This is a genomic window from Xanthomonas arboricola pv. juglandis, from assembly GCF_905367715.1.
Lineage (GTDB): Bacteria > Pseudomonadota > Gammaproteobacteria > Xanthomonadales > Xanthomonadaceae > Xanthomonas > Xanthomonas arboricola.
Map to the genome: position 1 here is coordinate 568615 of NZ_HG999362.1, position 26061 is coordinate 594675.

Here is a 26061-nt window from a genome sequence, read left to right on the forward strand (position 1 = left end):
CGCTCAAGCCGCCTGCAGCGCATCCGGCAATAGCTCGCCAATCCGGGCACGTACGCGCTCGGCGTAGCTTGCCGAGGTGATCTGCGGCAAGGCGCGCAGCGTTTCGGCAATGGCAGCGCCGATGGCGTCTTCGTCGCGTGCGGCCTGCAGTTGCCGGTGCAGCGCGGCGGCCACCGGGTCACGTTGCAGCTGCAGGATGTCGAGCAGGTACAGCCGTGCGTTGGTGGCCGCGCGACGACGCTGGCGCTGCAGGTCTTCTTCGCTCGGTGGTGCCGCTGGCGGCGTCACGTGGGTACCGGGCACGCCTGCCGGTGAGGAATCAGACGCCGGGGCAGTGCGTGTCGCACTCCCTGCCTGCGTGCCGGACTCCAGATAGCCCATCGCGCAGAGCGCATGCACCAATGCGGCGCCGTCCCCGCCCAGCAGCATGGCCAGCGTTGCCAGATCGCGCTGGCCGTCGGCCAGGATCAGCGCGCGTCGCTGCAGCAAGGTGAGTGGACTGCGGTGCGATTGCAGCGCGGTGAGGGCGAGCTCGGTCTTGCGCGGGGTCATGGCGGCGGTCCTGCGAGGCACCCAGCTTGCCCGCCGCCAATGAAGCGCCGATGACATTGGCACGAGGCAACGCCAGCGCGTTCTGCACATCGTCGGCGATGTGGGCTGTGTAGGCTGTGGCGGACCCGTAAGGAATGCATGCATGACCACCAGATTGCTCGGTTTGATGGGCGCATTGCTGTTGCTGACCGGCTGCAACCGTGCCGAGGACGCCACCACGGCCGCGCCCGACGCGGCACCCGCACCGGTGGCAGCCGCCAACGATCAGCCAGCCGGCGATGTTCCGCCAGCTACTGCGCCGGCCGGCACGTTTCCACCGCAACTGCGCCAGCAGCCGGCTGCGCTCGCGCGCCTGGATGGGTACGGCGATCTGCGCCTGGGCATGGATGCAGCGCAGGCGCGCGCTGCCTGGGGTGGCGACCTGCGCGGCGAACCGGCGACCGACGGCGGCTGCTATCTGCTACGGCCGCAGTGGGCCGACGATGCACGCCGATTCGGTTTCATGTTCGAAGGCGATCGCCTTATGCGTTATCAGACCAACGAGCCCAAGGAGCTCGCCCCGGGCGGCGGCAGGGTCGGCATGACGCTGGCGCAGCTGCGCGCGCTGTATCCGGCAGGTCTGACCGAACAGCCGCACAAATACGTCCCCGGCGCGTTCACCCTGCGCATGGCCGATGCGGCCACCCGGTCCGCGTTGGTGTTCGAGACCGATGCCGACGGCAAGGTCAGCAGCTGGCGGGTCGGGCAGCCGCCGCAAGTGGATTATGTGGAAGGCTGCGGCTGATCCGTCACGGCCGCCGCTGCGCCGCATCGGCGGCGCAAGCGGCTTCCGGCAGCGCAGCGTGCGCGCTCATATCCGATTGGCAGCATGCGCGTAGAACAACGTGTCGAGACCATCCGGGCAGCGGGTCTCGAAGCAGCTGCGAAGCTCAGCGCGGATCCTTGTCCGGCTCGGCGTGCTGTTTGGCGGTTTCCGCGTTTTCGCCCACATCGCCTTGCGTCTGCGGTGTGGGCAGGCCTTCCTGCTTCATCTCGCCGTGGTTGGGCACTTCCGGGCGGTTTTCCATCATCAGCGACAGCGCGGCCTTGGCCATCAGATGGGCGCTGATCGGTGCGGTGATGAACAGGAACACGGTGATCAACAGCTCGCGCGGTTGCGGGTCCACACCCAGGAACAGGTGATAGCCGACCGATGCCAGCAGCACGCAGCCCACCCCCAGCGTGCTGGCCTTGGTCGGTGCATGCAGGCGCTTGAAAAAGTCCGACAGCTTCACCAGGCCGAACGCGCCGATCAGGATGAAGAAGGTGCCGACCAGCAACAGCGCGCTGAGCAGATATTCGGTCAGCGCGATCATTCGACGATGTCCCGACGCAACACGAACTTGCTCAGCACCACGGTGCTGCCGAAGCCCAGCATCGCGATCACCAGCGCGGCCTCGAAGTAGATCGGCGAATCCAGGTACATGCCCAGCAGCATCAGCTCGGCGATGGCGGTGATGGACAGGGTATCCAGCGCCAGGATGCGATCGGGCACGCTCGGGCCGCGCAGCAGGCGCCACAGTGCCATCAGCATGGCCAGGCCCACCGCGTGCATGCAGATGACGATGGTCGATTCGATGAACATGTGGCCGGTCATGGAAAGATCTCCATCAGGGGCTTCTCGTAGCGGGTCTTGATCTCAGCGATCAAGGCGTCCGGATCGTCCAGGTGCAGCACGTGCACCAGCAGATACTTGCGGTCGTCCGAGAGCGCTGCCGACACCGTGCCGGGAGTGAGCGTGATCATGCTGGTCAGCGCGGCGATGCCGTGGATGTTGGCGATATCCAGCGGCACCCAGATGAAACCGGGGTGGATGCGCGACTCCGGGCCGAGCACCTGGCCGGCCACCTTGATGTTGGAGCGCACGATGTCACCGGCGGCCACCAGCAACATGCGCGGCACCGAACGCAGCGAGCCGATGCGGGCGAACTCGCGGTCCAGGCGCGCCGCAAAGATCGGCACCACCCAGCCCAGCAACAAGCCCAGCACCCATTGCTGCGGCCCGAAGCTGTCGCTGAGCAACAGCCAGAAAATAAAGACCGTCACGCTCAGCGACGGCGAGGGCAGCAGCCGGCTGCGCAGCGGCATGCGCGTGCTCATGGCTGCCTCCGTTGCGGCGTGGTGGCGCGGACCTGCTCGACGTAGGCGCCGGGGTCGCGCAGTTGTACGCCGGCCGCGTCGGTGTAGCGCATCAACGGGCCGGCACCGGCCGTCATCGCCACCAGCCCGCTCAGCAACAGCAGCGTTGCGGCGGTCTCCACCGGGCGCATGCGCGCACGCCGTTGCGGCTGCAGCTCGGGGACGTCCTGCACCGCTTCGGGCACGCGCCAGAACAGGCGCACGCCGGCACGCGTCAGGCCGATCACCACCAGCAGGCTGCTGCCCAGGATGGCGAACCACACCGGCCCGACCAGGCCTTCGGGCACGTGCTGCAGCAACGCGGCCTTGGCCAGGAAGCCGGACAACGGCGGCAGTCCGGCGACCGCCACCGCGGCGACCATGAACATCGCGCCGGGGATCCCACGCCGTGGCAGCGGCGCGACCACTTCCTTGCGGTCGCTGGCGCTGCCGCGGCGACGCCGGATCAGGTCCGACACCATGAACAACGCCGCGGCCACGAAGCTGCTGTGCGGCAGGTAGTACAGGCCCGCACCCAACGCGCCGGCATCGTCCAGCGAGAAGGCGATGAACAATGTCGCTGCCGAGAACACCACCAGATACGACACCATCACCCGCAGCCGCGATGCGGCCATCACCCCGAACGCGGCCATCAACAGCGTGGCGATGCCCAGCCACAGCAATGCGTGGCGGCCGAAGCCCTGCAGTGCGCCGGCACCGGCGCCGAACCACAGCGCCGACACCCGCAGCGTCGCGTACAGCCCGACCTTGGTCATGATCGCAAACAACGCCGCCACCGCCGCCGGCGCGCGCGAATAGGTCTCCGGCAACCACAGGTAAAGCGGCAGCAACGCGGCCTTGCTGCAGAACACCAGCAGCAACAGGCCCAGGCTGGCCTTGGCCAGCGGCAGGTCCTGCGCCGGCAACGCGGCGATGCGTTGCGACAGCTCGGCCATGTTCAAGGTGCCGAATACGCCGAACAGCAGGCCCAGCGCGATCAGGAACAGGGTCGACGCGCACACGTTGAACACCACGTAATGCAGGCCCACACGCATCTGCAGCCCGCGCCCGCCGCTGAGCAGCAGGCCGTAGGAGGCGATCAGCATCACTTCGAAGAACACGAACAGGTTGAAGATGTCGCCGGTCAGGAACGCACCGTTCAAACCCATCAACTGGAACTGGAACAGCGCATGGAAATGCGGCGCGCGCCGGTCCCAGCCGGCGCAGGCATGCAGCAGGCAGGCCGCGCTTAGGATCAGGGTGGTCAATAGCATCCACGCCGACAGGCGGTCGCCCATCAGCACGATGCCGATGCGCGCCGGCCAGTCGCCGAGCAGGTACACCAACACCTGGCCTTCGGCGGCGCGCGCGAACAAGGCGATGACCGATGCGGCCAGCAAGGCCATGCTCGCCCATGCCACCGTGCGCTGCACGCGCGGCCCATAGCGCCGATGTTCAACGAACAGCGACGCCGACGCGCCCAGCATCGGGATCAGGATCGGCAGGATCAGCAGATGGCTCATCGCCGGGCCTCGCGCGTGTCCACGCCGGTGGTGGCGTCTTCATGCGCATCCACATGATCGCTGCCGTTGTCGCTGCGGCTGCGGATCGCCAGCACCAGGCTCACCGCAGTCATCGCGAAGGCGATCACGATCGCGGTCAGCACCAGCGCCTGCGGCAACGGGTCGGTGTAGTGCATCAGGTCGGCGGGTACGCCCTCGCGCAGCACCGGCGCCTGGCCGCTGCGCAGCCGCCCACCGGCGAAGATCAGCAGGTTGGTCGCGTACGACAGGAAGGTCATCCCCAGGATCACGTCGAAGCTGCGTGCGCGCAGCAACAGGTAGATCGCCAATGCGGTGAGGACGCCGATCGCGCTTGCCACTGCCAATTCCATCAATGCTGCTCCGCGGTGCGTGTCGAACGTTGGGTGGGGTCGATCTCGCCGCGCTGCGAGCTGCGCGTGCGCGAGGGTTTGATCGTGCCCATCATCGACAGCATCAGCATCGCCGCACCGAACACCACCAGATACACGCCGACATCGAAGCCCAGCGCGCTGGCCAGTTCCAGGTCGCCCAGCAGCGGCAACGGAATCTCCAGATGCCCGCTGCTCAGGAACGGCATGCCGAACACCAGCGCACCGGCACCGCTGACCAGCGCGCACAACAGGCCGATGCCGATCAGGCGGATGTAGTCGAAGCCGAAGCGCGATTCCACCGATGCGGTGCCCTGGATCACGTACTGCATCAGCAACGGCACCGCCAGCACCAGCCCGGCGATGAAGCCGCCACCGGGCGCGTTATGGCCGCGCAGGAACAGGAACAAGGACACCGTCAACGTCAGCGGGAACATGATCTGCGCCAGATCGGCCGGCACCGGCAACTTGATCGGCGGGCCGGGCATGCTGCGCTCCGGCGCCATCCGCGAGCGCCGCAGCAGCGCGTGTACCACCAGCCCGGCGATCGCGAACACGGTGATCTCGCCGAAGGTATCGAAGCCGCGGAAATCCACCAGGATCACGTTGACCACGTTGCGCCCGTAGGCTTCCGGCAGCGCACGCTGCAGCAGCTCGCCGGCGACCGTGTGGCTGGGCTGGGTCATCAAGGTATAGGCCAATGCGGCAAGCCCGGCACCGCCGACGACGGCGATACCGGCATCGCGGAGCTTGCGCAGGCGCGCGGGCTCGGGCAGCGAGCGCTCGGGCAGGTAATTCATCGCCAGCAGCATCAGCACCAGCGTGACCATCTCCACCAGTAACTGGGTCAACGCAAGATCCGGTGCCGACAGGAACACGAAGGTCATGCTGACCGCCAGGCCGGTGCCACCCAGCACCAGCACTGCGAGCAGGCGCTGCTTGTACAGGAACAGGCTGCCCAGGGCGCAGGCGATCATCAGCAGCCAGATCGTCCAGCCCAGCAGCGGCAGCGGGGTGGGCGCGGGCCAGGCCGGCAATGCGCCGCCCTGCAGGAACGGCACCAGCGCCACCACGACAGCGCTCAGCACCAGCAGCATCAGCATGCGTTGCAGGTTGCCGTTGGTGACTGCATCGGTCATGCGCACGGTGCCGGCGAACAGCGCGCGCAGGTTCCAGTTGAACAGCGCCTTGCCGGGCGAGCGGTTCTGGATCGCGTACATGTCCAGCGTGCGGCGCAGGGCCATGTACAACAGGGTGCCGCCCACCATGCCGGCGATGCTCATCGCCAGCGGCCAGTTCCAGCCGTGCCACAGCGCCAGGCTGTAGTCGGGTAGGCGCTCGCCCAGGATGGCGCTGGCACCGGCGCGCAGCACCGGCGCGATGGTCCAGGCCGGCACGATGCCCACGGCCACGCAGATCAGCACCAGCACATCCACCGGAATCCGCATCCAGCGCGGCGGCTCGTGCGGAGTGGTGTCCAGGTCGCGCGGGCCTTCGCCAAAGAAGGTGTCGTGCACGAAGCGCAGGCTGTAGGCCACGCCAAGCAGGCCGGCCAGCAGCGCGGCGATGCTGGCCAATACCCGCATCGTCTGCGGCGCATCGGTTTCCAGCGCCACGGCAAAGAACATTTCCTTGGACAAAAAGCCGTTGAGCAGCGGAACGCCGGCCATCGCCAGCGAGGCGGTGATCGCCAGCACGCTGGTGACCGGCATCAGGCGGCGCAGGTTGCCCAGCTTGCGCATGTCGCGTGTGCCGGTCTCGTGGTCGATGATGCCGGCGGCCATGAACAACGATGCCTTGAACACCGCATGGTTGAGGATGTGGAACACGCCGGCCACCACCGCCATCGGCGTGGACAGGCCGAACAGCATCGTGATCAGGCCCAGATGCGAGATGGTCGAGTACGCCAGCACGCCCTTGAGATCGTGCTGGAAGATCGCGTGCCATGCGCCGAGCAACAGCGTGATCGCACCGATGCTGGTGACCGTGTAGAAGAACAGGTCGGTGCCGGCCAGGGCAGGATGCAGGCGCGCCAGCAGGAACACGCCGGCCTTCACCATCGTGGCCGAGTGCAGGTACGCCGACACCGGCGTCGGCGCCGCCATCGCGTGCGGCAGCCAGAAGTGGAACGGGAACTGCGCACTCTTGGTGAAGATGCCCAGCAGCACCAGCCCCAATGCATAGGGATACAGCGGACTGGCGCGAATCAGATCGCCGGCCGCCAGCACCGCATCCAACTGGAAACTGCCGACGATGCGGCCAATCATCAAGATGCCGCCGAGCAGGGCCAGGCCGCCACCGGCCGTCAGCACGAAGGCCATGCGCGCGCCTTCGCGCGCGTCCTTGCGGTGCGACCAGAAGCCGATCAACAGGAACGAACTGATGCTGGTGAGTTCCCAGAACACCATCAGCAACAGCAGGTTGCCCGACAGCACCATGCCGAGCATCGCGCCCATGAACAGCATGAGATAGGCGAAGAAGCGCGATGCGCTGTCGCGTGCACTCAGGTAGTAATGCGCATACATCACCACCAGCGCACCGATACCCAGCACCAGTAACGCGAACATCCACGCCAGGCCATCGAGCCGCAACGAGAACATCAGGCCGATCTGCGGCAACCATGCGTACTGGCTGCCGATCACCTCACCGCGCAACACGGCCGGTGTGAGCGTCGCCAGGATGACCAGCCCGCCCAACGGCGCGGCCGCAGCCAACCACGCAGTGATCGAACGGGAGGTGCGCCAGAGCAGCGCAGTAGCGGCCGCCATCACAAATGGCAGCGCGAGCAGGATTTCCAGCGAGAAAGGCATGCAGGGAACACAAGATTCGCGAGCAGGCCAGAGAGCTTAACAAACCGTTGACTGACGCCAGCGTCAACGCCGCGGCTGCGCGCCCGCGCAAATCGCCGTCGGATCGGCGTCGCGCCGCTGCCTGTCACTCGCTATGCTGGGATCACCCAGACTGCATCCGAGCCCTGTGACCGCTGCCGATCCCGCTCCGTCCACTGCCGTTTCTGCGCCGCGCGCCCTGGTGTTCGGCGGCAGCGGTCAGATCGGCGAACGCCTGCTGACGCGGCTGCTCGGCCGCGGCTTTCAGGTGACGGCCTGGTCGCGCCAGCCACGTGCCGCGCGCGCCGGGCTGATCTGGCGGCAGGGCGATCTGGCCATGCCGGCTGCCGCGGGCGAGGCATTCGAGGTGATCTTCAGCTGCGGTCCGCTGGACCATTTCGCGCGCTGGTATGCCGAAAATCCGGTGCGTGCTCCGCGCATCGTGGCGTTCGGTTCCACCAGCCTGGAGGTCAAGGAACACTCGATCGACGCGGCCGAGCGCGATGTCGCGCAGCGCCTGGCAAATGCCGAACAGGCGCTGTTTTCCGCAGCCCAGGCGCGTGGCGCTGCGGCGACGGTGCTGCGCCCGACGCTGGTCTATGGTGCCGGGCGCGACCGCACGCTCACCCAGATCGCCGGGCTGGCGCAGCGCACCGGCGCCTTCGTGCTGCCGGCCAACGCGACCGGGCTGCGCCAGCCGGTGCATGTGGACGATCTGGCCAGCGCCGCGCTGGCGGTGGTCACCCAGCCGGCGACGCAGCAGCGCAGCTATGCCGTTGGCGGCGGCGAGGTGCTGGCCTATACGCAGATGGTGGAGCGCGTGCTGGCAGCGCTGCCACGACCGGCGCGGCTGTATCAGGTGCCGCCCGGCCTGTTCGGCCTAGCCCTGACCGCTGCGCAGCGGCTGGGGCGCCTGCGTGGCATCAATGCGGCCGCACTGCAGCGCATGCGCGATGACCTGGTGTTCGACCTGGAACCGGCGCGTCGCGACTTCGGTTATGCGCCGCGTGCCTTTCGTCCCCTGCCCGAAGAACTCGGCATCGGCGAGTGAGGCTCGTCTGGGCGTGCGTGCTGCCAGGCCTGGATGGCGCGCAGACCGCCTGCAGGGCGATTCGCCTGGGCGTAGCCACCGCAGCGCGACGCCGCTTTCAAATCATGATCAAGCCAACGATGGCTGCGTTCTTGCAGTCACTCGCGCTCAGTACCGCCAACCCAACTGACGATAGAGCTTGGCCAATACCCAGATTGGCCCGATCAGCAAATAGGTCAGGTCGGTCAGGAAGCTCGGCTTGCGGCCTTCGATCCGGTGGCCGACGAACTGCGCGACCCAGGCCAGCACGAACACCGTCAGCGCCGTGGCGAACAGCCCGGTGAGCCCGAGTCTGCCTTCGAGCAACCGGCACAGGCAGCCGAAGAAAAAGAAGATCCCCAGCATGCCCAGCCCGAGCGGACGCGATAGGCGGTTGTAGTACGACCAAGCCGCGAACATCGACAACGCCGCCCACACGCCGCTGCTGAACCAGGTGCCGCCGACCGGGATGCACCACAGCAGGGCGACCACCGACCACAGGATCGCCGGCACCGCCAGCACGTGGATCTGCTGATTGGTGGTGTTGCGGTGATCGTCGGCGTAGTTTGCGAAATAGCGGTCGATCGGTCGCGCGGTCTTGGTGCGTTCGGTCATGTTCCCTCCCAGGAATGACCCAAGCATACGCGCGCGGATGGCACTGTGGCAGCCGTGCTCCCTGCCACGCACAAGGCGCGTGGCAGGGGCCGGCTGCATCAGTTGACCGACACGGCGCTCCACGCTGCGGCAACCGCGCGGTACTGTGTGGATGTGCTGCCGTACAGATCGGTGGCCGCGCTCAACGTGGCCCTGCGTGCGGCCGCGTAATTGGTCGAGGAGGTCATGTAGACCGTCAACGCGCGGTACCAGATGCGGCTGGCCGCCGCCCGGCCGATCGCCGTCAATGCCGTATTGCCGTTGCAGACCAGCCCGGCCGGCGTCACGTTCCAGCTGGTGCCCGACCCGAAGCCGCTCGGCACCACCGCGCCTTCGGCCAGCAGATAGTAGAAATGGTTGGCCACGCCCGAGCTGTAATGCACGTTGAGCGAGCCCAGGCTGCTGCTGTAGCAATCGGGCGAATCGCCATCCAGGCTGGGCTTGAACATGTAGCGCAAGGCCAGCGTCCCGCTGCTGTTGCCCGGGATGATCTTCTCGCCGATCAGGTAGTTGCCCGGCTGCGCGCTGTTGTTGGCGGAGTACTCCACCATCGCGCCCATGATGTCGGACGTGGCTTCGTTCAGGCCGCCCGACTCGCCCGAATACACCAGGCGCGCGGTGCGGCTGGTCACGCCATGGGTCATCTCGTGGCCGGCCACATCCACCGACACCAGCGGCGTGAACGTGCTGCCGTCGCCATCGCCGAAGGTCATGCAGAAGCAGCTGTCCTGCCAGAACGCGTTGTTGTAGCGGCTACCGTAATGCACGCGGCTGCGCGCACCGACACCGTCGTTGGCAATGCCGCTGCGCGCATGGGTGGTGCGGAAATAGTCCCAGGTCAACGCCACGCCGTAATGCGCATCCACCGCTGCGGTCACCGTATCGCTGTTGGCGCCACTGCCCCAGGCGTTGTCGGCATCGGTGACCAGCGTGCCGTTGCCGGAGGTGCTGTTGCGCATGTTGTAGGTGGCGCCGCTGCCGCGGCTCAGATCGGTCAACTCGTAACCGCTGCTGCAACGTGTCGTCGCCAGTGCCACGTTGCCTGCATACAGCGAACGCCCGGTGCCGGCCGCACTGGTGCCACCTGCGCAGGCGGTGTGCACCGTGTCCCAGGATTCGAGAATGCGTTGATTGACTGCATCGACGATGTAATGCATTTCGGTCGGCGTCTGATCGGGCTTGATGCCGCTGTAGATCACTTCGTAGACCAGCCGCGGTGCGCCCTGGCGCGCATACAAGGCCAGGCTTGCGCGCGGCGTGGCATCGGGTGCCAGATCGAACTGCGTACCGGCCGCACGCACTGCCGTGTCGGCATCAATGCCCGGCACGATGCTCGGCCGCACGCTGGTGTCCATGCTCTGGCTCAACTGACGCATCACTCCGCGCCGCGAATGCACCACTACATCGCCGCCGATCACCGGCAGGCCCTGATACGTGCGATCAAAGCGCACATGCTCGCTGCCGTCGGTATCGACAATGCTGTCGCGCGCGACAAACGCATCGGCCGTTGCACGATTGGCCAGCGCCGCAGCGTGATTGCCCAACAAGGATTGCGCGCGCGACACCGCAGCATCTGCGGAAAGATCCGCAGCAGTGGCGACAGCAGACAACGATAGCGCGCAGCAGATCGCCGCGCCCAGGACATGAACTTGCATGACGACTCTCTCCCCGAAAACGTGCAATGCAAAGATCGGCGGCGATACGCATCGCGGCCGATCGCGACTGGCAACAGGTGCCGGCAGATAAACTTGCACAGTCCATGACGGCACAGTAGTAAAAGTTACAGCTGTGTTGCGTTCTGTGCGCCGCGCCACTTTGCTGTGTGGAGGGCATCGCAGAGCAGCAGGAGTGTCGCTGCGTGTGCAACATCGCCAGCGCGGCAGGCATGTCGTTTTGTCGCAATCTGGAAGGTGCACCAACCTCCGGCGACGCACAATCCGCTGGCAGCGACAGGCAATCCGCGCAGGCGTGTGCAGTCAGGCGCGGCCGCAGCGACGCTCTCGGCGCTACTGTCGAAAGCAGACAGGCACAAAAAAACCGGCCAGACATCTGGCCGGTTTTTCTTGCTGCAGCGTTGAACCGTCAGCGGCCGCCGATCGCGACCCGCTGCTGCTCATCCTGCGCGCGCTGCTGCGAAGCCTGGCCAGCCAACAATTGCGCACTGGTCTGCTCCAGCGTGGGAGCTGGCTGGTTCAGATCCACCGCCGCACGGAAGCCCGGCGTGGTGCCCATGACAAATGCCTTGCCATCCTGCACGGTGACGTTCTGCAGCTTGTCTGCGGAATCGATACCGTTCTGCTTGGCCTGCAGGGTGACGTGGGCCGCGGTCTCGTTGGAGATCATGCTGGGCAGCTTGCTGCGGATCGCGTTGTGCAAGACATGGTCCGGATGCGAGGCATCGTCGAGCGACGGCCCCTTGGGCGCAGCAACCGGCGTCTGTGCTGCCTGTGCCTGGGCCGGTTGTGCGGACAACGCGGCCTGCGTGTTGCGCCCCACCACGCCATCGGGCTGCAGCCCGTGCTGCTTCTGGAACGCAATCACCGCCTCACGCGTGTTGTCGCCAAAGCGGCCATCCTCGGCAAGCCGGTTGCCCTGCGCATCGCGCACGCCGAGACGGTTGAGGTCCTGCTGCAGCTTGCCGACATCGCCACCTTGCTCGCCGTGCCGCAGCGTGCCGTTGCCAGCCGCTGCCGCCGGCTGGGAGTGGCGCGCGCCGGACTCCTGCTGATGGCCCTGATTCCAGAATGTCTCCGGACTGGTCAGCTTGCCGTTGGCATCGCGCAGCTGGTAATGCACATGCTGCGCGTACTGGTTGTTACCGTTCGGGCCGCGTCCACCCATTGTGCCGATGGCATCGCCGGCGGACAGCGTCTGGCCTTCCTTCACCTTGAGTGCGTCCAGGTGCAGGATCTCGTGCGAGTTGCCCTGTGCATCGCGAATCTTGACGGTGCCGTAGTTGCCGCCCGCAAAGGTGACGGTTCCGGCGACGGGCGAATGCACCGTCGGGTGCTGCATGTTGCGGCCTGTCTGGCCACCCTGGTAGTTGAAGTCGGTACCGCCGTGCGGCCCGTGGCTGCCGCGGTGCTCGCCATAATGACCGGTGATATGCGGGTCGGTATTGCCTTGACCGGGCAGCATGCGTTCCATCGTTTGCTGGAAATTGCTGCGAGCACCATGGCTGGGCTCGGCCGGGTGCACCGCGGGTGCCGGCCGGTCCACGGCATTGCCCTGCGTCTGGGCGAGACGCTGTTCGACAAACTGGGTGTAGTTGTCCAGATGAGGGGCAATCTCGCGCCGCGACAGAGCAAGGCCGCCATAATCCTTGCTGGGACCATCGTGGTGATATTTGTAGATGTAGTCCTCGCCCTCACCGCGGCTGCGCGCAAGATCGCGGTTATCGATGAAATGTTGCACCAAAGCCTGCGACTGCGTTTGCACGTCGAAGCGGTTGGACGCGTTGACGCCGTAATGCGCGCCGGTGCGGTCGATGAACTGGCCCAGGCCCGAGGCAGACGTTGTGCCCGCAGCAGCATCAGGATTGAAGCCTGATTCAACTCGGGCGATGGCAAGGACGTAAGCGGTCTCGCGCGATGAAAGCCCGGCATCCCGCGAGGCATCGATAAGACTATCGATTACCCGTGATTGGGTTTGTGGACTGGCATCGCCCCAGCGACGCGATTCGCCATGCAATCGGCCATCTCCGCTGTCGATGGGCTCGCGGTAATGGCTCCAGGCTTTGATCCGGTCACTGCTGTATGCAGCGCCGCGTGGTTGAAGCATTTCGGTATAAATCGTGGTGTCGGTCATATCGTGCGTTCCTTTCTATGAGACAGATTCTTCCTTGTAACGGTTGCTGCTCCATGTACTGCGTACTGCGTTGGCCATACACCGCTATCGGTGCACGGGCATCCTGTGCTCAGGGCTGGAAAGGCACCAGTTCCGGGTGCTTCAGTCCCAGCTCTTCGAGCTTGTGTTCGTACTCATCGTTATTCGGGCTCTGCTGGCCGTCCTGCGTATGCAGCGGTGGTGTCGCGTGATTCAGCAACTGACCCTTGATGTCATACAGAAAGAACCATTCGCAAAATTCGCAGCCGTAAGGAAGCTCGCCGTACTGGACGACAAAATACGAGCTTCCTTTTGCGTCTTCCGCGCAACCCAGGCCCACTGCGGTGTAGTCCGCCATCTCTGGAGGTGCTGCCACTTCCTGGCGTTGGCCATCACGCTCCATTTCCAGGTGGGTTTTGGTGGAGCCGCCGCTCTCGGATGGCAACGCGCTCAGGTGCAGGCGCACGCCGGAGCATTCCTTGATCATGTCGTTCCGTCCTTGTGTATCTGCTTCTGTCGAAGCCGGGGATGGGGTAGTGGCAGGTGGCGTACTGGGCGCGCTGGTGGTGGCAGCTGCGGGCCCTGGCTTGTCACCGCATGCGGCAAGCACCAGGCTCAGGCCGAGCGCAGGTAGGACGGAGATGAAGCGTCGCATCAGGTCGCCTCTTTGACGGTTTGAGTTGTAGGTGAGGATAGCCAAGCAGGCAGAACCTGCTTCCAGCGCCCACCGACGTTTACAAAGACTGGTCGTCCACCTTGACCAGCATCCAGCAGGGGCGCTGGGCGAAGTGGTAGACCTGTTGATCGCCGGTGTCCGGTGTGCGGACCAGTACCTGGCGGCCATCGGCTTTTTCGGAAATCGTGACCTCGCGGCCGCCGTTGCGGGCTGCCTCCAGGTTGGGAATGACAGGCCATTCGACCTTGGCCAGCGGAACCGTGCGGGTGACCGGGGCGGGCTCGGGCTGTGCGTCCGGGTCGAGCTGGATCATCGTCAGCGGATCGGCGGTGGCCTTTTCCTGTACTGCAATGTCTGCACTGAAGCTTTTCAGAAACGCAGAGAAGTCGGCGCTGGGGCAGGTTGTTGCCTGTGCAGGCGTTGCCGGAGCAGTGGCGGATGCCGAGGCTGCAGGTGCTGCATTCGCAGCAGGCGTCGCTGCGCCGGCGGGCTCTGCTTGCGGCTTGCAGGCGACCAGCGCCAGGCTCAGTGCGAGAGCGTGCAGGGACGTTCGGAAAAGGGCCAAGGGATCCTCCTGATCATTGCGGGGCAACTGGAACGCGGGCGGGATGGTATACGCGCGCTGCTTGCCAATGTGTGAAGGCTCGCGGAGTCGTGGCTTGCGCAAACTGGCCGGCATGCGGCAGGCCAATACCCTCGCAGAACAAGCAGCCTGACGGTGGCCCCGGTTCGGGTGAGTCCATCGCCGTTGATTGCTGTCAGCAAAGCCAGGTTATCTCGATCGAGCCTGCGCAAAAGTCATGATGATTTGATGATGGTTTGGCCGGGGATTTATCCGGTGTGGCGCGGCTGACTATATCCCGTTTGAAAATACATCGAGAGCATCCGCACCCACCCATCCCTGCGCGCAGTCGCCGACATACTGGCCTGGTGCGGCGGCATGACAGCTCTCGCCAATGGTGGTCTTCGAGCGTTGGATCGGCCTGTCGCCATATGCTCCGCATGCCGGGTTGTTCTTGCATCCGGCGACGCTGTCTGCAGGAATCGCAATGACGTAGTAATACAGCGGATTCTGTCCGGCGCGGCCGATCGCTTGAATGCAGACGAGCTGGCCCTGCGCCAGCCTGGCTCTGGTCACCGCACGACTGCCAGTGGTCGGCACCGCATCAAGTGCATCCACCCCGTTTGCCTGCGCCACGCCGGCAAACAAGCCCGCATCGCCACATGCAGGCGAGAGCTCGACGTCGTAGAAATCGCCGGCATCGACATTTCCGGCTGTGCAGCCTTTTGCCGTATTCGCATCGGCACACTGCACGCCGCTTGCCTGTAACAACGTCGCGAGCCCGTCATTGACGGAAGCGCCAGCAGAAGCCGGTGCATGTGCTGATGCAGATGCAGACGCCGATGCCGATGCCGTCGATGTGACTGGTGGCGCGACGGGGGCTGCCGGTTCGCCGGCGCTGCACGCGCTTACTGCAAGCAGCCCGGGCAGCAGTGCGTTGCGTAACGCCGGCAATCTGCGGAACGAACAATAAGAGAGTGCCATTGCGACTTCCTTGGGCAACAGACCGCGTCAGGTGCATCCTTCAGCGCTCAATAAAGAGCGCTGCCCGCCATTGTTGCTTTAATACAGCCTCAAAGCCCCGGGAGCGGGGCCTTGGAGATCAATCGACCGAAATACCCGCCAACCGCTGCAATGCCTCGGCATATTTTGCGCGCGTGCGTTCGATCACTTCTGCCGGCAGGCTGGGGCCGGGTGCGGTCTTGCCCCAGTCCAGGGTTTCCAGATAATCGCGCACGAACTGCTTGTCGTAGCTGGGCGGGCTGGTGCCGAGTTCGTACTGGTCGGCCGGCCAGTAACGCGACGAGTCCGGGGTCAGCATCTCGTCCATGATGTACAGGCGGCCATCGGCATCGGTGCCGAATTCGAACTTGGTGTCGGCCAGCAGAATGCCGCGCTCGGCGGCAAAATCGGCGGCGAAACGGTAGATGCGCAAGGTGGCATCGCGGACGCGTTCGGCAAGCTCGGCGCCGACGGTCATGACCATCGCATCGAAGTCGATGTTTTCGTCATGGTCGCCGACTGCGGCCTTGGTCGACGGGGTAAAGATCGGCTCGGGCAGTTTCTCGGCCTGGCGCAGGCCGTCGGGAAGTTCGATGCCGCTGATCTTGCCGGTGCGCTGGTAATCCTTCCAGCCGCTGCCGATCAGGTAGCCGCGTGCGATCGCTTCCACCGGCACCGGCTTGAGCTTGCGCGTGACCACGGCGCGCTTGGCATACAGCGCCGGGTTCACGCCTTCGGGCAAGACCTGCTCCACGCTGATGTCGACCAGATGGTTGGGCATCAGGTGTTCGGTCTTGTGGAACCAGAAGTTGGAGACCTGGCACAGCATCTCGCCCTTGCCGGGGATCGGGTCGGGCAGCACCACGTCGAACGCGGACAGGCGGTCGGTCGCCACCATCAACAGATAATCGCCCGGGGGCGCATCGGCGGGCAGGCGCTCGCGGGGAATGTCGAAGACATCGCGGACCTTGCCACGGTGACGCAACGGCAGGCCGGGCAGATCGGATTGCAACAGCGTGGTCGACACAGGCACTCCTAAGGACGTCGCAATGACGCTGTCCCCGGGACCCGGCGGGCCCGCGGGTGGGCAGCGGGCCGCGTAGTGTACGGCGCTTCGGCGCGCGCCGCTGGATTTATTGGAGCCGCGCCGGCGGCCGGCGTGCATGCCGCGTCAGCCAGGCCGGGCGGGCGTTCGGGTAAGATCGCCAGCCCGCCTTCCCGCCCCCGATCGCCCATGTCCTGGTACGGAAAATTGCTCGGCGCACTGGCCGGCGCCCTGCTGTTCCGCGGCGCGCCGGTGCTCGGGCTGATGATCGGCCTGGCGATCGGGCATGCGGTAGACGCCGGCTGGTTCAAGCGCCGCGCCGACAACCCGTACGAAGCGCTGGGACTGGAGCCGGACGCCACCACCGCCGAGATCGACCTGGCCTACCGCCGGCTGATGTCGCGCTACCACCCCGACAAGGTGGCCAACGCCGAGCCGGAAGCACGCCGCCAGGCGGAGAAGAAGGCCAGCCAGATCAATGCGGCCTACGATCGGATCCAGCGCCTGCGCAAACGCTGATCCAGCCTGACGCTTCGGTATCAGTGCCAGACGGAACAGCGGTCCGCACCCGAACCGGCATTGGCGCCACCAGTAAAAACGCCCGACCCATGACAGGTCAGGCGCGGTCACTCGGACGCCAAGCACTCAGAAGCGATAGGTCGCCGTCAGGCGCAACGCATTCGACGAAAAGTCGGTATCGCTGCGGCGCAGATCGGTACCGGCCGGGTTGACGCGCAGGAACGGGTTGGTCGCCGGCGCAGTGCCAGGCCCGACCCGCACGCGGGTGTCTTCGTCCTGCAGGCGGGTGAACAGGTACTCCACACCGACCGAGACGTTGTCGCTCAGGCGGCGCTGCAGGCCCAGGCCGGCCTGGTAGCCGTCGGCGCTGTCGCCGCCGCTGCTCGTGAAGCTGTTGGCGGTGTTGCTGCTGGAGAAGCTGTGGTCGAACTCGCCGCGTGCCACGCCTGCGGTGAAATAGGCCAGAAAATCGCCCTGCGCGCCGAAGGCGTAACCGATACGGCCGCGCAGTGCGGCGGTGCGGTTGAGCTGGCGGGTAAAGGTGTAGAACGCCGGGGTGGTGCTGAAGGCGCTGACGCTGTCGCGCAGGTCGTTGCGGGTGTACTCGGCGACCACGCCGTAGACCCAGTTGCCGGCCTGCCAGTCGTAACCCAGCCGCGCACCGTATTCGGCGCCACCCTTGTCCTTGCTGCAGCCGCTGGCCGGAGTGCGCCCGGCCGCCGCGCCGCCGCAGAACCCGGGCGAGAAGGCATCGGCGCCGGTGGGGGTGCTGACCTGGTCGCCATCGCGGCCATCCAGGTTGGTGTCGAAGCCGAAGCGGCCGCCGGAAACGCCGCTGACGTCGGCACCGCCGACATTGGCGCCGATCGAAAAACCTGACCAGTCGGCCGGGCCGGTCTGGGCCCAGGCGGACGGGGCGAGGGCCATCAAAACGAGCGCAGCGGAGGCGAGCGGGGTGGTCTTCATGCGGTGTCCTTGGCGAAAGGGCGCGGTGCGCCGGTTCAGGTGCATACGCAGCCTGGACCGCTGCGGATGCACTGGCTTTGCGCGCCTGCGACAATGTGTTTCCCGTTCCTTGACGAGCTGCCCATGCAACCAACGGCGATTGCCCCGTCCATCCTGTCCGCCGATTTCGCCCGTCTGGGCGAGGAAGTGAACAACGTCCTGAAGGCCGGCGCCGACTGGGTGCACTTCGACGTGATGGACAACCATTACGTGCCCAACCTCACCATCGGCCCGATGGTGTGCCAGGCGCTGCGCAAGCACGGCATCACCGCGCCGATCGACGTGCACCTGATGGTCGAGCCGGTGGACCGCATCGTGCCGGACTTCGCCGAGGCCGGCGCCACCACCATCAGCTTCCATCCCGAAGCCAGCCGCCATGTGCACCGCACGATCCAGCTGATCAAGTCGCACGGCTGCCAGGCCGGCCTGGTGCTCAACCCGGCCACCCCGGTGGACATTCTGGACTGGGTGCTGCCCGAGCTGGACCTGGTGCTGGTGATGTCGGTCAATCCCGGCTTCGGCGGGCAGGCGTTCATTCCCTCGGCGCTGGACAAGCTGCGTGCCATCCGCAACAAGATCGACGCGCTGGGCAAGCCGATCCGGCTGGAGATCGATGGCGGGGTCAAGGCCGGCAACATCGGCGCGATCGCTGCCGCCGGTGCCGACACCTTCGTCGCCGGCTCGGCGATCTTCAACGCGCCCGACTATGCACAGGTGATCGCGCAGATGCGCGCGGCGGTGGATGCGGTGCGATGAGCGCGCCTGCGCTGCAGATCCGCGCCGCCACACCCGACGACGTGGCGCTGCTGCATGAACTGATCACCGCACTGGCGGTGTGCGAACGCGAGCCCGATGCGGTCAAGGCCAGCCCGCAGGATCTGCGCGCCAGCCTGTTCGGCGAGGGCGCCACCGCGCATGCGCTGATCTGCGAGCAGGCCGGCCAGGCGCTGGGATTTGCGGTGTATTTCTTCAATTACTCGACCTGGCTCGGCCGCAACGGGCTGTATCTGGAAGACCTGTTCGTGCGCCCGCAGGCGCGCGGGCAGGGCGCCGGCCTGGCCCTGCTGCGGCACCTGGCCCGGTTGGCCGTGCAGCGTGGCTGCGGGCGTTTCGAATGGTCAGTGCTGGACTGGAACCAGCCGGCCATCGACTTCTATCAGGCGGCCGGTGCGCGCCCGATGGACGGCTGGACCGTCTACCGGCTCGACGGCGAGCGCCTGGCCGCGTTCGCCGCCGGCGCCTGAGCGCGGCCTGCGCGCCGCCGCGGCATGCAAAGAGAAGGCCGCTCCCCTTGGAGCGGCCTTCGAGAAAATTGGAGGCTGATCCTGCCTCCGCCCGTCGTCCCTGCTATGGCCTTCCACTCTCCGGGTTCTCGGTGACATGCCGATGACAGCCCGGCGACATTGCGTATTCACGATGCGCGCAGCGGGCCACTGCTAGCCTGCGTCCACCACCCCCACAGCATTGGCAGCGTGCATGGCCGCGTCCCACTGGCGTCTGATCCTCAACGGCAAGTCCACCGACAATCTGGACCTGCGTGAGGCGGTGGGAACGCTGCGCAAGCGTGGCATCCAGCTCGAGGTGCGGGTCACCTGGGAAGACGGCGATGCCGAGCGCTATGTCGGCGAAGCGGTTGCCGACGGCGCCCACACCGTGATCGCGGCCGGGGGCGACGGCACCTTGAGCGAAGTGGCCGCCGCGCTGGCGCATCACACCGCCGACGCCGCCACGCTGCCATCGCTGGGCCTGGTGCCGCTGGGCACCGCCAACGACTTCGCCACCGCCGCCAACCTGCCGATCGAACCGCTCGCCGCGTTGACGCTGATCGCCGAGCGCCCCGCCGAGCCGATCGACCTGCTGCGCATCGACGCCGAACACGGCCCGCACTGGTGCGCCAACGTTGCCAGCGGCGGGTTCGGCACCCAGGTCACCGTCGAAACCGACGAAGGCCTGAAGAAGATGCTCGGTGGCCTGGCGTATCTGATCACCGGCATGTCGCGGCTGGGCCGCATCGACCCGATCAGCGCCCGCTTCAGCGGCCCGGATTTCAGCTGGGAAGGCGAGTTCATCGCGCTTGGCCTGGGCAACGGGCGCCAGGCCGGCGGCGGCCAGGCGCTGTGCCCGGAGGCCCTGATCGACGATGGTCTGCTCGACGTCACCATCGTGCCTGCGCTCAACGGCGAAGTGGCCGCCACTCTCGGCACCCTGGTCACCGGCGGCAAACAGGCCGCGCTGGAACGTGTGGCCGTGCGCGCGCGGCTGCCGTGGCTGGAGATCGTCGCCCATCAGCCGCTGACCTTGAACCTGGATGGCGAGCCGGAGACCTCGCTGCATTTCCGCATCGAATGCGTGCCGGCGCGGTTGCGGATGCATTTGCCGGTGGAGTGCCCGTTGCGGAGCGCTTGAGGGTGGGGAATCGGGAATCGGGATTGGGGAATCGGTAGAGCAGGGGTTGGTTGCACGGCGGCTAGGCCTGCCCGCCCGGCTTCGCAATTTGTGCGGCTTTTGCCCCGCGCCTGCTGCCCTGGCGCGGCAGTTGCGCTACAGTAGTGACGTGTCCCGCTTGACGACTCCACGCTCCTTCTCTTCCGCTCGCCGCTGGTGGCGATGGTGGCCCGTTGCCGTCGTCCGCCCCGCCACAGAGTCCCGGAAGGAAAGTCGTCTTGATCACTGCAGAGCAGTTCCAGCGCCAGGCCGCTGAAGGTCACACCCGTATCCCCGTCGTCCGCGAAGTGCTGTCCGACCTGGACACGCCGCTGTCGGTCTATCTGAAGCTCGCCGACGGCCCCTACACCTATCTGTTCGAATCGGTCGAAGGTGGCGAACGCTTCGGGCGCTATTCCATCATCGGCCTGCCGGCGCGGCGTGTTTACAGCTTCCGCGGGCATACGCTGGAAATCAGCGAGCACGGCGAAGTGCTGGAAACCCGCGAGGTCGCCGACCCGCTGGCCGAAGTGGACGCCTTGCGCGCCGAGCATTCGGTGCCGCAGCTCGACGGCCTGCCCGGCTTCACCGGCGGCCTGGTCGGCTGGTTCGGCTTCGAGTGCATCCAGTACATCGAACCGCGCCTGGGCAGCGGCGACAAACCCGATGAGCTGGGCACGCCGGACATCCTGCTGATGCTGTCCGAAGAGCTGGCGGTGTTCGACAACCTCAAGGATCGGCTGTACCTGATCGTGCACGCCGACCCGCGCCAGCCGCAGGCCTATGTGCGCGCCAACCGGCGCCTGGACGAACTGGCGCACCGGCTGCGTCAGGGCGGTGCCGGGTATCCGCAGGCGCAGGTTTCCGATGCGATCGACGAGTCCGACTTCCACTCCTCGTTTACCCGCGAGGAATATCACGCGGTAGTGCGCAAGGCGCAGGAATACGTGCGCGCCGGCGACATCTTCCAGGTGGTGCCGTCGCAGCGCTTGCGCGTGCCGTTCCGTGCGCGTCCGGTGGATGTGTATCGCGCGCTGCGCGCGCTCAATCCCTCACCGTACATGTATTTTCTCGATGTCGGCGGCACGCAGGTGGTCGGCTCCTCGCCGGAAATCCTGGCGCGCCTGCGCGATGGCGTGGTCACCGTGCGCCCGATCGCCGGCACCCGCCCGCGTGGTGCCACGCCCGAGCTGGACAAGGCGCTGGAGGCCGAACTGCTGGCCGACCCGAAAGAGCGCGCCGAGCACGTGATGCTGATTGATCTCGGTCGTAACGATGTCGGCCGCGTGGCCGAACCGGGCACGGTCAAGGTGGGCGAGCAGTTCGTGATCGAACGCTATAGCCACGTGATGCACATCGTCAGCGAGGTCACCGGCACACTCAAGGCCGGCCTGAATTACAGCGACGTGCTGCGTGCGACCTTCCCGGCCGGCACCGTCAGCGGCGCGCCGAAGATCCGCGCGCTGGAGATCATCCGCGAGCTGGAGCCGGTCAAGCGCAACGTCTATTCCGGCGCGGTCGGTTACATCGGCTGGCACGGCGATGCCGACACCGCCATCGCGATCCGCACGGCGGTGATCCAGGATGGGTATCTGTACGTGCAGGCCGGCGGTGGCGTGGTCTACGACTCCGACCCGGATCTGGAATGGCAGGAGACCATGAACAAGGGCCGCGCGCTGTTCCGTGCGGTTGCGCAGGCGGCCAAGGGGCTGTGATGGACGGGCAGGGCAACGCTGCGCGCATCAGCTTCCGCAACGACTATAGCGAGGGCGCGCATCCGCGCCTGCTGCAGGCCTTGGCGCAGGCCAGTGCCGAGCAGAACGCCGGCTACGGCACCGATCGGCATACCGCGCGTGCGCTTGCGCTGATCCGCAGCGCAGTCGCGCAGGCGCAGGCCGACGTGCATCTGCTGGTCGGCGGCACCCAGACCAACCTGACCGCGATTGCCGCGTTTCTGCGCCCGCATCAGGCGGTGATCGCGGTGGAAGCGGGGCACATCGCCACGCACGAAACCGGCGCCATCGAAGCGACCGGCCACAAGGTGCTGACAGTACCCGCGTTGCACGACAAGCTGACGCCGGCGCTGATCCAGCCATTGCTGAATGTGCACGGCAACGAGCACATGGTGCAACCGCGCCTGGTCTACATCTCCAACAGCACCGAGAGCGGCACCATCTACAGCCGTGCCGAGCTCGAGGCGCTGTCGCGATTCTGCCGCACGCACGATCTGCTGCTGTATCTGGATGGCGCACGCCTGGGCGCCGCGCTGACCGCCGAGGGCAACGATCTGGATCTGCCCACGATCGCCGCGTTAACCGATGCGTTCTACATCGGCGGCACCAAAAACGGCGCATTGCTCGGCGAAGCGCTGGTCATCGTCACTCCTGCCTTGCAGGCCGACTTCCGCTACCTGATCAAGCAACGCGGCGCGCTGCTGGCCAAGGGCATGCTGCTGGGATCGCAGTTTGCCACTCTGTTCGAAGATGGCCTGTTCTTTGAACTGGCCGCGCACGCCAATGCAATGGCCCAGCGCCTGCGCGCGGGATTGCTGGCCGCTGGCGCGCAGTTCACCAGCGACTCGCCAACCAACCAGCAGTTCATCGCCGTCAGCGCGCAGCAGGCCGCGCAGCTGGCGCAAGGCTACGACTTCGAGCGCTGGGAAGTACGCGCCGATGGCAGTCAGGTGATCCGCTTCGTGACCTCGTGGGCGACCAAGTCCGCGTCGGTCGACCGGCTCTGCGCGGACGTCGCAGCGCTCAGTCATTCGGCCATGCATTCATAACCATCTATCTCATCAAGGAAGAACCCGATGAAGCGAGTTGCCCTCTGGATTTTCGCAAGCCTGTTGATGCTGCCGCTCGCCGCGACAGCGCAGGTCAACAGCCTGCCGTCACAGCCGCATTTGCTGGTGAAGGGCCAGGCTTACCGCACGGTTGACCCGGACCGTTTCATCGTTGATCTCAAGGTCAGCAACACCGATCTGCAGCCTGACCTGGCGCGCAAATTCGTCGAGGAACGCGCCCGATCGGTGTTGGACGGCCTGCGACGCAACCACGTGCTGATGGATTCGCTCTATGCCTCGTCGCTGTCGATCTCCCCGCAGTCGCGCTACGAAAATGGCAAGTCGGTGTTCCAGGGGACCCGCGTGGAGCGCAAGATCCGCGGCACCTTCTCGTCCCTGAAGGACGTGCGCGCCTTTCTGGGCGGCCTGGAGGCCAACGAGAATGTCCAGGTGTTGTCGATGCAGAGTGCATACGCCGATGCGGCCAAGTTGCGCGCCGAACTCAAACGCGAAGCCGCAACGCAATCGCGGGAATCTGCCCAAGGGCTGGCCAGTGCCTACGGCGTGCGGCTGACCGGGATCTACAGCATCTCCGATGTGGCGCCCAGCTTTGCCTATGGCGTCGAAGCCGGCACCTGGTCGGCGCCTGCAGCGCCAACGCCCAGCTCCGTGGTTTCGCCGCCCTCGCCACCGGCACCCCCACCGCCGCCGCCACCTGGTGCAGATGGCAAGGTGCAAGGCCTCGGCGAAAGCCTGCTGACCGGCACGATCACCTACACCGAAAACATCTATGCGGTCTTCCTGATCGCGCAATGAGTCGCTGCCGTGCGGATCGTTAACGAGCAGGGCGTCCATGGCATTGGGGGAGCCCTGCCCACCAGGGCACGCGAACCGTAGGTCGCGCACGCCGGGCGCAGTCACGTTCGGGCTGGTGACAGCTGATGGCTTTTAGCTGCCGAGCGGACCGAGCTCGCGGACCAGATCGAGCAACAGGCGCAAGCCAGTAGGCAGTTGCCGTCGGCTCGAGTAGTAAAGATGAAAGCCGGGGCCAGGGCTGGCCCAGTCCTCCAGCACGAGCCGGGCGGTGCCCGCGGCAAGCAACGGAGCCAGCACTGGCTCGGGCGCATAGACCAATCCTGCTCCGCCGGTGAGGAGGGCTAGGGCCAGCCTGGTGTCGTCAATCGTCATGGTTCCCGGCACATCGACAGTCAGGAGTTCGCTGCCTTTTTCGAGCTCCCAGCGATAGATGCGGTCATTGCCCAGCCGGATGCGCACGCACCGATGATGGTGAAGGTCGAGCGGATGCTGCGGTATGCCATGGCGTGCGAGGTAGGTGGGCGCCCCGGCGACCACCCATCGGATGTCCGGCGATAGCCGCTGGGCAATCATGTCTTCCGGGACGGTTCCACCGTAGCGAATCCCCGCATCAAAGCCTCCCTCGACGATGTCGATCATCCGATTGGTCGAAACAATATCCACTTCCACCTTGGGATAGCGTTCCGCAAAGATCGGCAGCACCGGGCCGAGCAGGAGCGGCACTGCATCGTTGATGACATTGAGCCGGATACGGCCGGCGGGCGAGTTCCTGTGCTGGTTCAGCAGCTCTATGGCCTCGCCGATGGCTCCAAACGGCCCAGATATCGCCTGTAGCAACTGTTCGCCGGCAGCTGTCAGTGTGACGCTGCGGCTGGTGCGATGAAGCAGCCTGACTGCCAGACGCGTTTCCAGGCCCTTGATGGCATGGCTCAGTGCTGAAGAACTCACCCCAAGCTCTGTGGCAGCACGGCTAAAGCTCAGATGCCGCGCAATGGTCAGGAAATAGACAAAGTCGGCCAGGTCTGCGCGATTAAGATTCATCTGTCTTCATCGGAAGTGTGCTGTGTAGTGCTGAAGATGATTCGGGCGCCAGATTCACGGCTGCTTGTGTGAGTGAGTCTCGTCAAACAAGAGCCCAGCTCGCGGCTGTTCTTTGGCTGCAACCGCGTACATGGCCCAGACGCCAGGTTCGACTTTCATGGACGCGCGCATCTCTGCGGTCGCGCTACGGTTCATTCCTCTTTCCACTTCTCAAGCTCCGCGGCGAGCAGGTCGATTGCCAGGCGCGATCGCAGCGGCAAATACTGCATGGCTGGCCACACCGCGCTGCATTCCATGACCGTGCTTGGCCGATCTCCCCAGATTTCTACAAGTTCCCCACGTTGCATCCGTTCCCGAACCAGCCAGTAGGGGAGCCACGCCAGCCCCATGCCTTCTGTTGCTGCGGCTGCAATCACCTCCAGGTCGTTGAGGCGCATGCGTGAGCTGACCGCAACGTCGACGAGCTGCCCCTGGGCATTTGGAAGACGCCAGACAAGGCCATGACCATTACGCCAGTACGGAAGCAACGCATGGTCTGCCAGATCCTCAAGCGTGCGCGGCTCCCCATGTGCCGCCAGGTAGTCCTGAGAGACACACAGAACCTTGCGTTGACTTAGCAGGCGGCGGGAGCGCAACGACGAGCCGTTTGCTACCACTCCATTACGCACCGCCAGATCGAAGCCCTCCGCAATGAGATCCACACTGCGATCACTCAGGTGCAGTTCGAGTTCAAGCTTGGGATGCTGCCGTGCATACGAGCGCAATATAGGCGCCACGCAATGCCGGCCGAACAGGACGGGCAGGGTGACGCGGAGCTTGCCGGCCACTTCCCGTTGGCCGTTCTCCAGCATGACTTCTCCAACCCGCAATTCTTCTATCGCGCTAAGGCAGCGTTCGTAATACTGCTGACCGTCTTCGGTCAGGCATTGTGATCTGGTGGTTCGCTGAAAGAGCTGAACGCCGAGCCGGTCCTCCAAACGCGCTATCGCTTTTCCCACTGCTGAGCGCGTGAGTGAGAGCCGCTGGCCTGCCTTGGCGAAGCCCCCGGCCTCAACGACCTCGACGAACAGCTGCACACCATCAAACCTGTTTCGCACGTGATGGTCCTTGTGTTCGCAGCTTTCGAAGCAAGCCGGCTGAGGTAGGAATGATGACCATGGCAGGCCCTGGCCACTCCGTACGGGCTATGGGG

26 protein-coding genes are annotated in these 26061 nt (G+C 65.7%); 9 read left to right on the top strand and 17 right to left on the bottom strand.

What is annotated here, in order from left to right; genetic code table 11:
• Positions 1-3: 3 nt before the first annotated feature.
• Positions 4-552 (bottom strand): hypothetical protein, encoded by a 549-nt coding sequence (locus tag KHN93_RS02365; protein WP_211921857.1) that lies wholly within the window; start codon positions 550-552, stop codon positions 4-6.
• Between the two features lie 166 nt (positions 553-718).
• On the opposite strand from KHN93_RS02365, the gene KHN93_RS02370 reads away from it, so the two are divergent.
• The gene (locus KHN93_RS02370) at positions 719-1336 is read left to right on the top strand and encodes a lectin (protein WP_212579580.1); all 618 of its coding nucleotides are present in this window, start codon (positions 719-721) and stop codon (positions 1334-1336) included.
• A 145-nt stretch (positions 1337-1481) separates the two neighbouring features.
• Here the strand turns inward: KHN93_RS02370 and KHN93_RS02375 are convergent, their stop codons facing one another.
• The 6 genes from KHN93_RS02375 to KHN93_RS02400 are packed head-to-tail and all read right to left on the bottom strand — an operon-like array spanning position 1482 to position 7431.
• Positions 1482-1907: a Na+/H+ antiporter subunit G gene (locus KHN93_RS02375; RefSeq protein ID WP_104590964.1), complete on the bottom strand. Its 426-nt coding sequence runs from the start codon at positions 1905-1907 to the stop codon at positions 1482-1484.
• Complete coding sequence (locus KHN93_RS02380) at positions 1904-2188, bottom strand: K+/H+ antiporter subunit F (RefSeq protein WP_016901330.1); 285 nt, start codon at positions 2186-2188, stop codon at positions 1904-1906. Before KHN93_RS02380 ends, KHN93_RS02375 begins: the two co-directional genes overlap by 4 nt.
• Positions 2185-2691, bottom strand: coding sequence for a Na+/H+ antiporter subunit E (locus KHN93_RS02385; protein ID WP_016901331.1), 507 nt, complete (start codon positions 2689-2691; stop codon positions 2185-2187). Before KHN93_RS02385 ends, KHN93_RS02380 begins: the two co-directional genes overlap by 4 nt.
• Positions 2688-4232 carry a monovalent cation/H+ antiporter subunit D gene (locus tag KHN93_RS02390; RefSeq protein ID WP_211921859.1) on the bottom strand — a complete coding sequence of 515 codons (1545 nt, stop codon included), beginning with the start codon at positions 4230-4232 and terminating at the stop codon, positions 2688-2690. The genes KHN93_RS02385 and KHN93_RS02390 overlap by 4 nt, the downstream gene beginning before the upstream one ends.
• Positions 4229-4603 carry a Na+/H+ antiporter subunit C gene (locus KHN93_RS02395; protein ID WP_016901335.1) on the bottom strand — a complete coding sequence of 125 codons (375 nt, stop codon included), beginning with the start codon at positions 4601-4603 and terminating at the stop codon, positions 4229-4231. The genes KHN93_RS02390 and KHN93_RS02395 overlap by 4 nt, the downstream gene beginning before the upstream one ends.
• A complete protein-coding gene (locus KHN93_RS02400) occupies positions 4603-7431 on the bottom strand; it encodes a monovalent cation/H+ antiporter subunit A (RefSeq protein ID WP_039531378.1) in 2829 nt (942 codons plus the stop codon). The genes KHN93_RS02395 and KHN93_RS02400 overlap by 1 nt, the downstream gene beginning before the upstream one ends.
• Before the next feature lie 166 nt (positions 7432-7597).
• On the opposite strand from KHN93_RS02400, the gene KHN93_RS02405 reads away from it, so the two are divergent.
• Positions 7598-8500 carry an NAD-dependent epimerase/dehydratase family protein gene (locus KHN93_RS02405; RefSeq protein ID WP_166772732.1) on the top strand — a complete coding sequence of 301 codons (903 nt, stop codon included), beginning with the start codon at positions 7598-7600 and terminating at the stop codon, positions 8498-8500.
• Positions 8501-8647: 147 nt separating this feature from the next.
• On the opposite strand, the gene KHN93_RS02410 is transcribed toward KHN93_RS02405, so the two are convergent.
• From KHN93_RS02410 to KHN93_RS02440, 7 genes are all read right to left on the bottom strand, one after another.
• Positions 8648-9133 carry an Mpo1 family 2-hydroxy fatty acid dioxygenase gene (locus KHN93_RS02410; protein WP_104561209.1) on the bottom strand — a complete coding sequence of 162 codons (486 nt, stop codon included), beginning with the start codon at positions 9131-9133 and terminating at the stop codon, positions 8648-8650.
• A 98-nt stretch (positions 9134-9231) separates the two neighbouring features.
• Positions 9232-10827, bottom strand: coding sequence for a M4 family metallopeptidase (locus KHN93_RS02415; protein ID WP_211921861.1), 1596 nt, complete (start codon positions 10825-10827; stop codon positions 9232-9234).
• A gap of 427 nt (positions 10828-11254) precedes the next feature.
• Positions 11255-12979 carry a peptidoglycan-binding protein gene (locus KHN93_RS02420; protein WP_211921863.1) on the bottom strand — a complete coding sequence of 575 codons (1725 nt, stop codon included), beginning with the start codon at positions 12977-12979 and terminating at the stop codon, positions 11255-11257.
• Positions 12980-13088: 109 nt separating this feature from the next.
• Complete coding sequence (locus tag KHN93_RS02425) at positions 13089-13697, bottom strand: LptM family lipoprotein (RefSeq protein ID WP_244812191.1); 609 nt, start codon at positions 13695-13697, stop codon at positions 13089-13091.
• Positions 13698-13731: 34 nt separating this feature from the next.
• On the bottom strand, positions 13732-14238 hold the full coding sequence (locus KHN93_RS02430) for a hypothetical protein (RefSeq protein ID WP_212579581.1): 507 nt from the start codon (positions 14236-14238) through the stop codon (positions 13732-13734).
• Positions 14239-14526: 288 nt separating this feature from the next.
• Positions 14527-15219, bottom strand: a complete 693-nt coding sequence (locus KHN93_RS02435) for a hypothetical protein (protein ID WP_211921865.1) — start codon at positions 15217-15219, stop codon at positions 14527-14529.
• 118 nt (positions 15220-15337) lie between these two features.
• On the bottom strand, positions 15338-16264 hold the full coding sequence (locus KHN93_RS02440) for a phosphoribosylaminoimidazolesuccinocarboxamide synthase (RefSeq protein WP_211921867.1): 927 nt from the start codon (positions 16262-16264) through the stop codon (positions 15338-15340).
• 207 nt (positions 16265-16471) lie between these two features.
• Between KHN93_RS02440 and KHN93_RS02445 the strand changes: the two genes are divergently transcribed.
• Entirely contained in the window at positions 16472-16801 is a 330-nt protein-coding gene (locus KHN93_RS02445) for a J domain-containing protein (protein WP_016901358.1), read from the top strand.
• A gap of 126 nt (positions 16802-16927) precedes the next feature.
• Here the strand turns inward: KHN93_RS02445 and KHN93_RS02450 are convergent, their stop codons facing one another.
• Complete coding sequence (locus tag KHN93_RS02450) at positions 16928-17767, bottom strand: outer membrane protein (RefSeq protein ID WP_104561235.1); 840 nt, start codon at positions 17765-17767, stop codon at positions 16928-16930.
• Positions 17768-17890: 123 nt separating this feature from the next.
• Here KHN93_RS02450 and rpe point away from each other — a divergent pair, with 123 nt between their 5' ends.
• The 6 genes from rpe (at position 17891) to KHN93_RS02480 (ending at position 23828) form a co-directional block, all read left to right on the top strand.
• Positions 17891-18562, top strand: a complete 672-nt coding sequence (gene rpe, locus KHN93_RS02455; RefSeq protein WP_211921869.1) for a ribulose-phosphate 3-epimerase — start codon at positions 17891-17893, stop codon at positions 18560-18562.
• The gene (locus KHN93_RS02460; protein ID WP_211921871.1) at positions 18559-19050 is read left to right on the top strand and encodes a GNAT family N-acetyltransferase; all 492 of its coding nucleotides are present in this window, start codon (positions 18559-18561) and stop codon (positions 19048-19050) included. The genes rpe and KHN93_RS02460 overlap by 4 nt, the downstream gene beginning before the upstream one ends.
• A gap of 232 nt (positions 19051-19282) precedes the next feature.
• The gene (gene yegS / locus KHN93_RS02465) at positions 19283-20212 is read left to right on the top strand and encodes a lipid kinase YegS (RefSeq protein WP_065050377.1); all 930 of its coding nucleotides are present in this window, start codon (positions 19283-19285) and stop codon (positions 20210-20212) included.
• 257 nt (positions 20213-20469) lie between these two features.
• Positions 20470-21945 (top strand): anthranilate synthase component I, encoded by a 1476-nt coding sequence (gene trpE, locus KHN93_RS02470; RefSeq protein ID WP_211914676.1) that lies wholly within the window; start codon positions 20470-20472, stop codon positions 21943-21945.
• The gene (locus KHN93_RS02475) at positions 21945-23012 is read left to right on the top strand and encodes a threonine aldolase family protein (protein WP_211921873.1); all 1068 of its coding nucleotides are present in this window, start codon (positions 21945-21947) and stop codon (positions 23010-23012) included. The genes trpE and KHN93_RS02475 overlap by 1 nt, the downstream gene beginning before the upstream one ends.
• A gap of 27 nt (positions 23013-23039) precedes the next feature.
• Complete coding sequence (locus tag KHN93_RS02480) at positions 23040-23828, top strand: SIMPL domain-containing protein (protein WP_211921875.1); 789 nt, start codon at positions 23040-23042, stop codon at positions 23826-23828.
• Between the two features lie 132 nt (positions 23829-23960).
• Here KHN93_RS02480 and KHN93_RS02485 read toward each other — a convergent pair whose 3' ends face one another.
• Complete coding sequence (locus KHN93_RS02485; protein WP_039517074.1) at positions 23961-24869, bottom strand: LysR family transcriptional regulator; 909 nt, start codon at positions 24867-24869, stop codon at positions 23961-23963.
• A gap of 191 nt (positions 24870-25060) precedes the next feature.
• Positions 25061-25966 carry a LysR family transcriptional regulator gene (locus KHN93_RS02490; RefSeq protein ID WP_104561200.1) on the bottom strand — a complete coding sequence of 302 codons (906 nt, stop codon included), beginning with the start codon at positions 25964-25966 and terminating at the stop codon, positions 25061-25063.
• Positions 25967-26061: the final 95 nt, after the last annotated feature.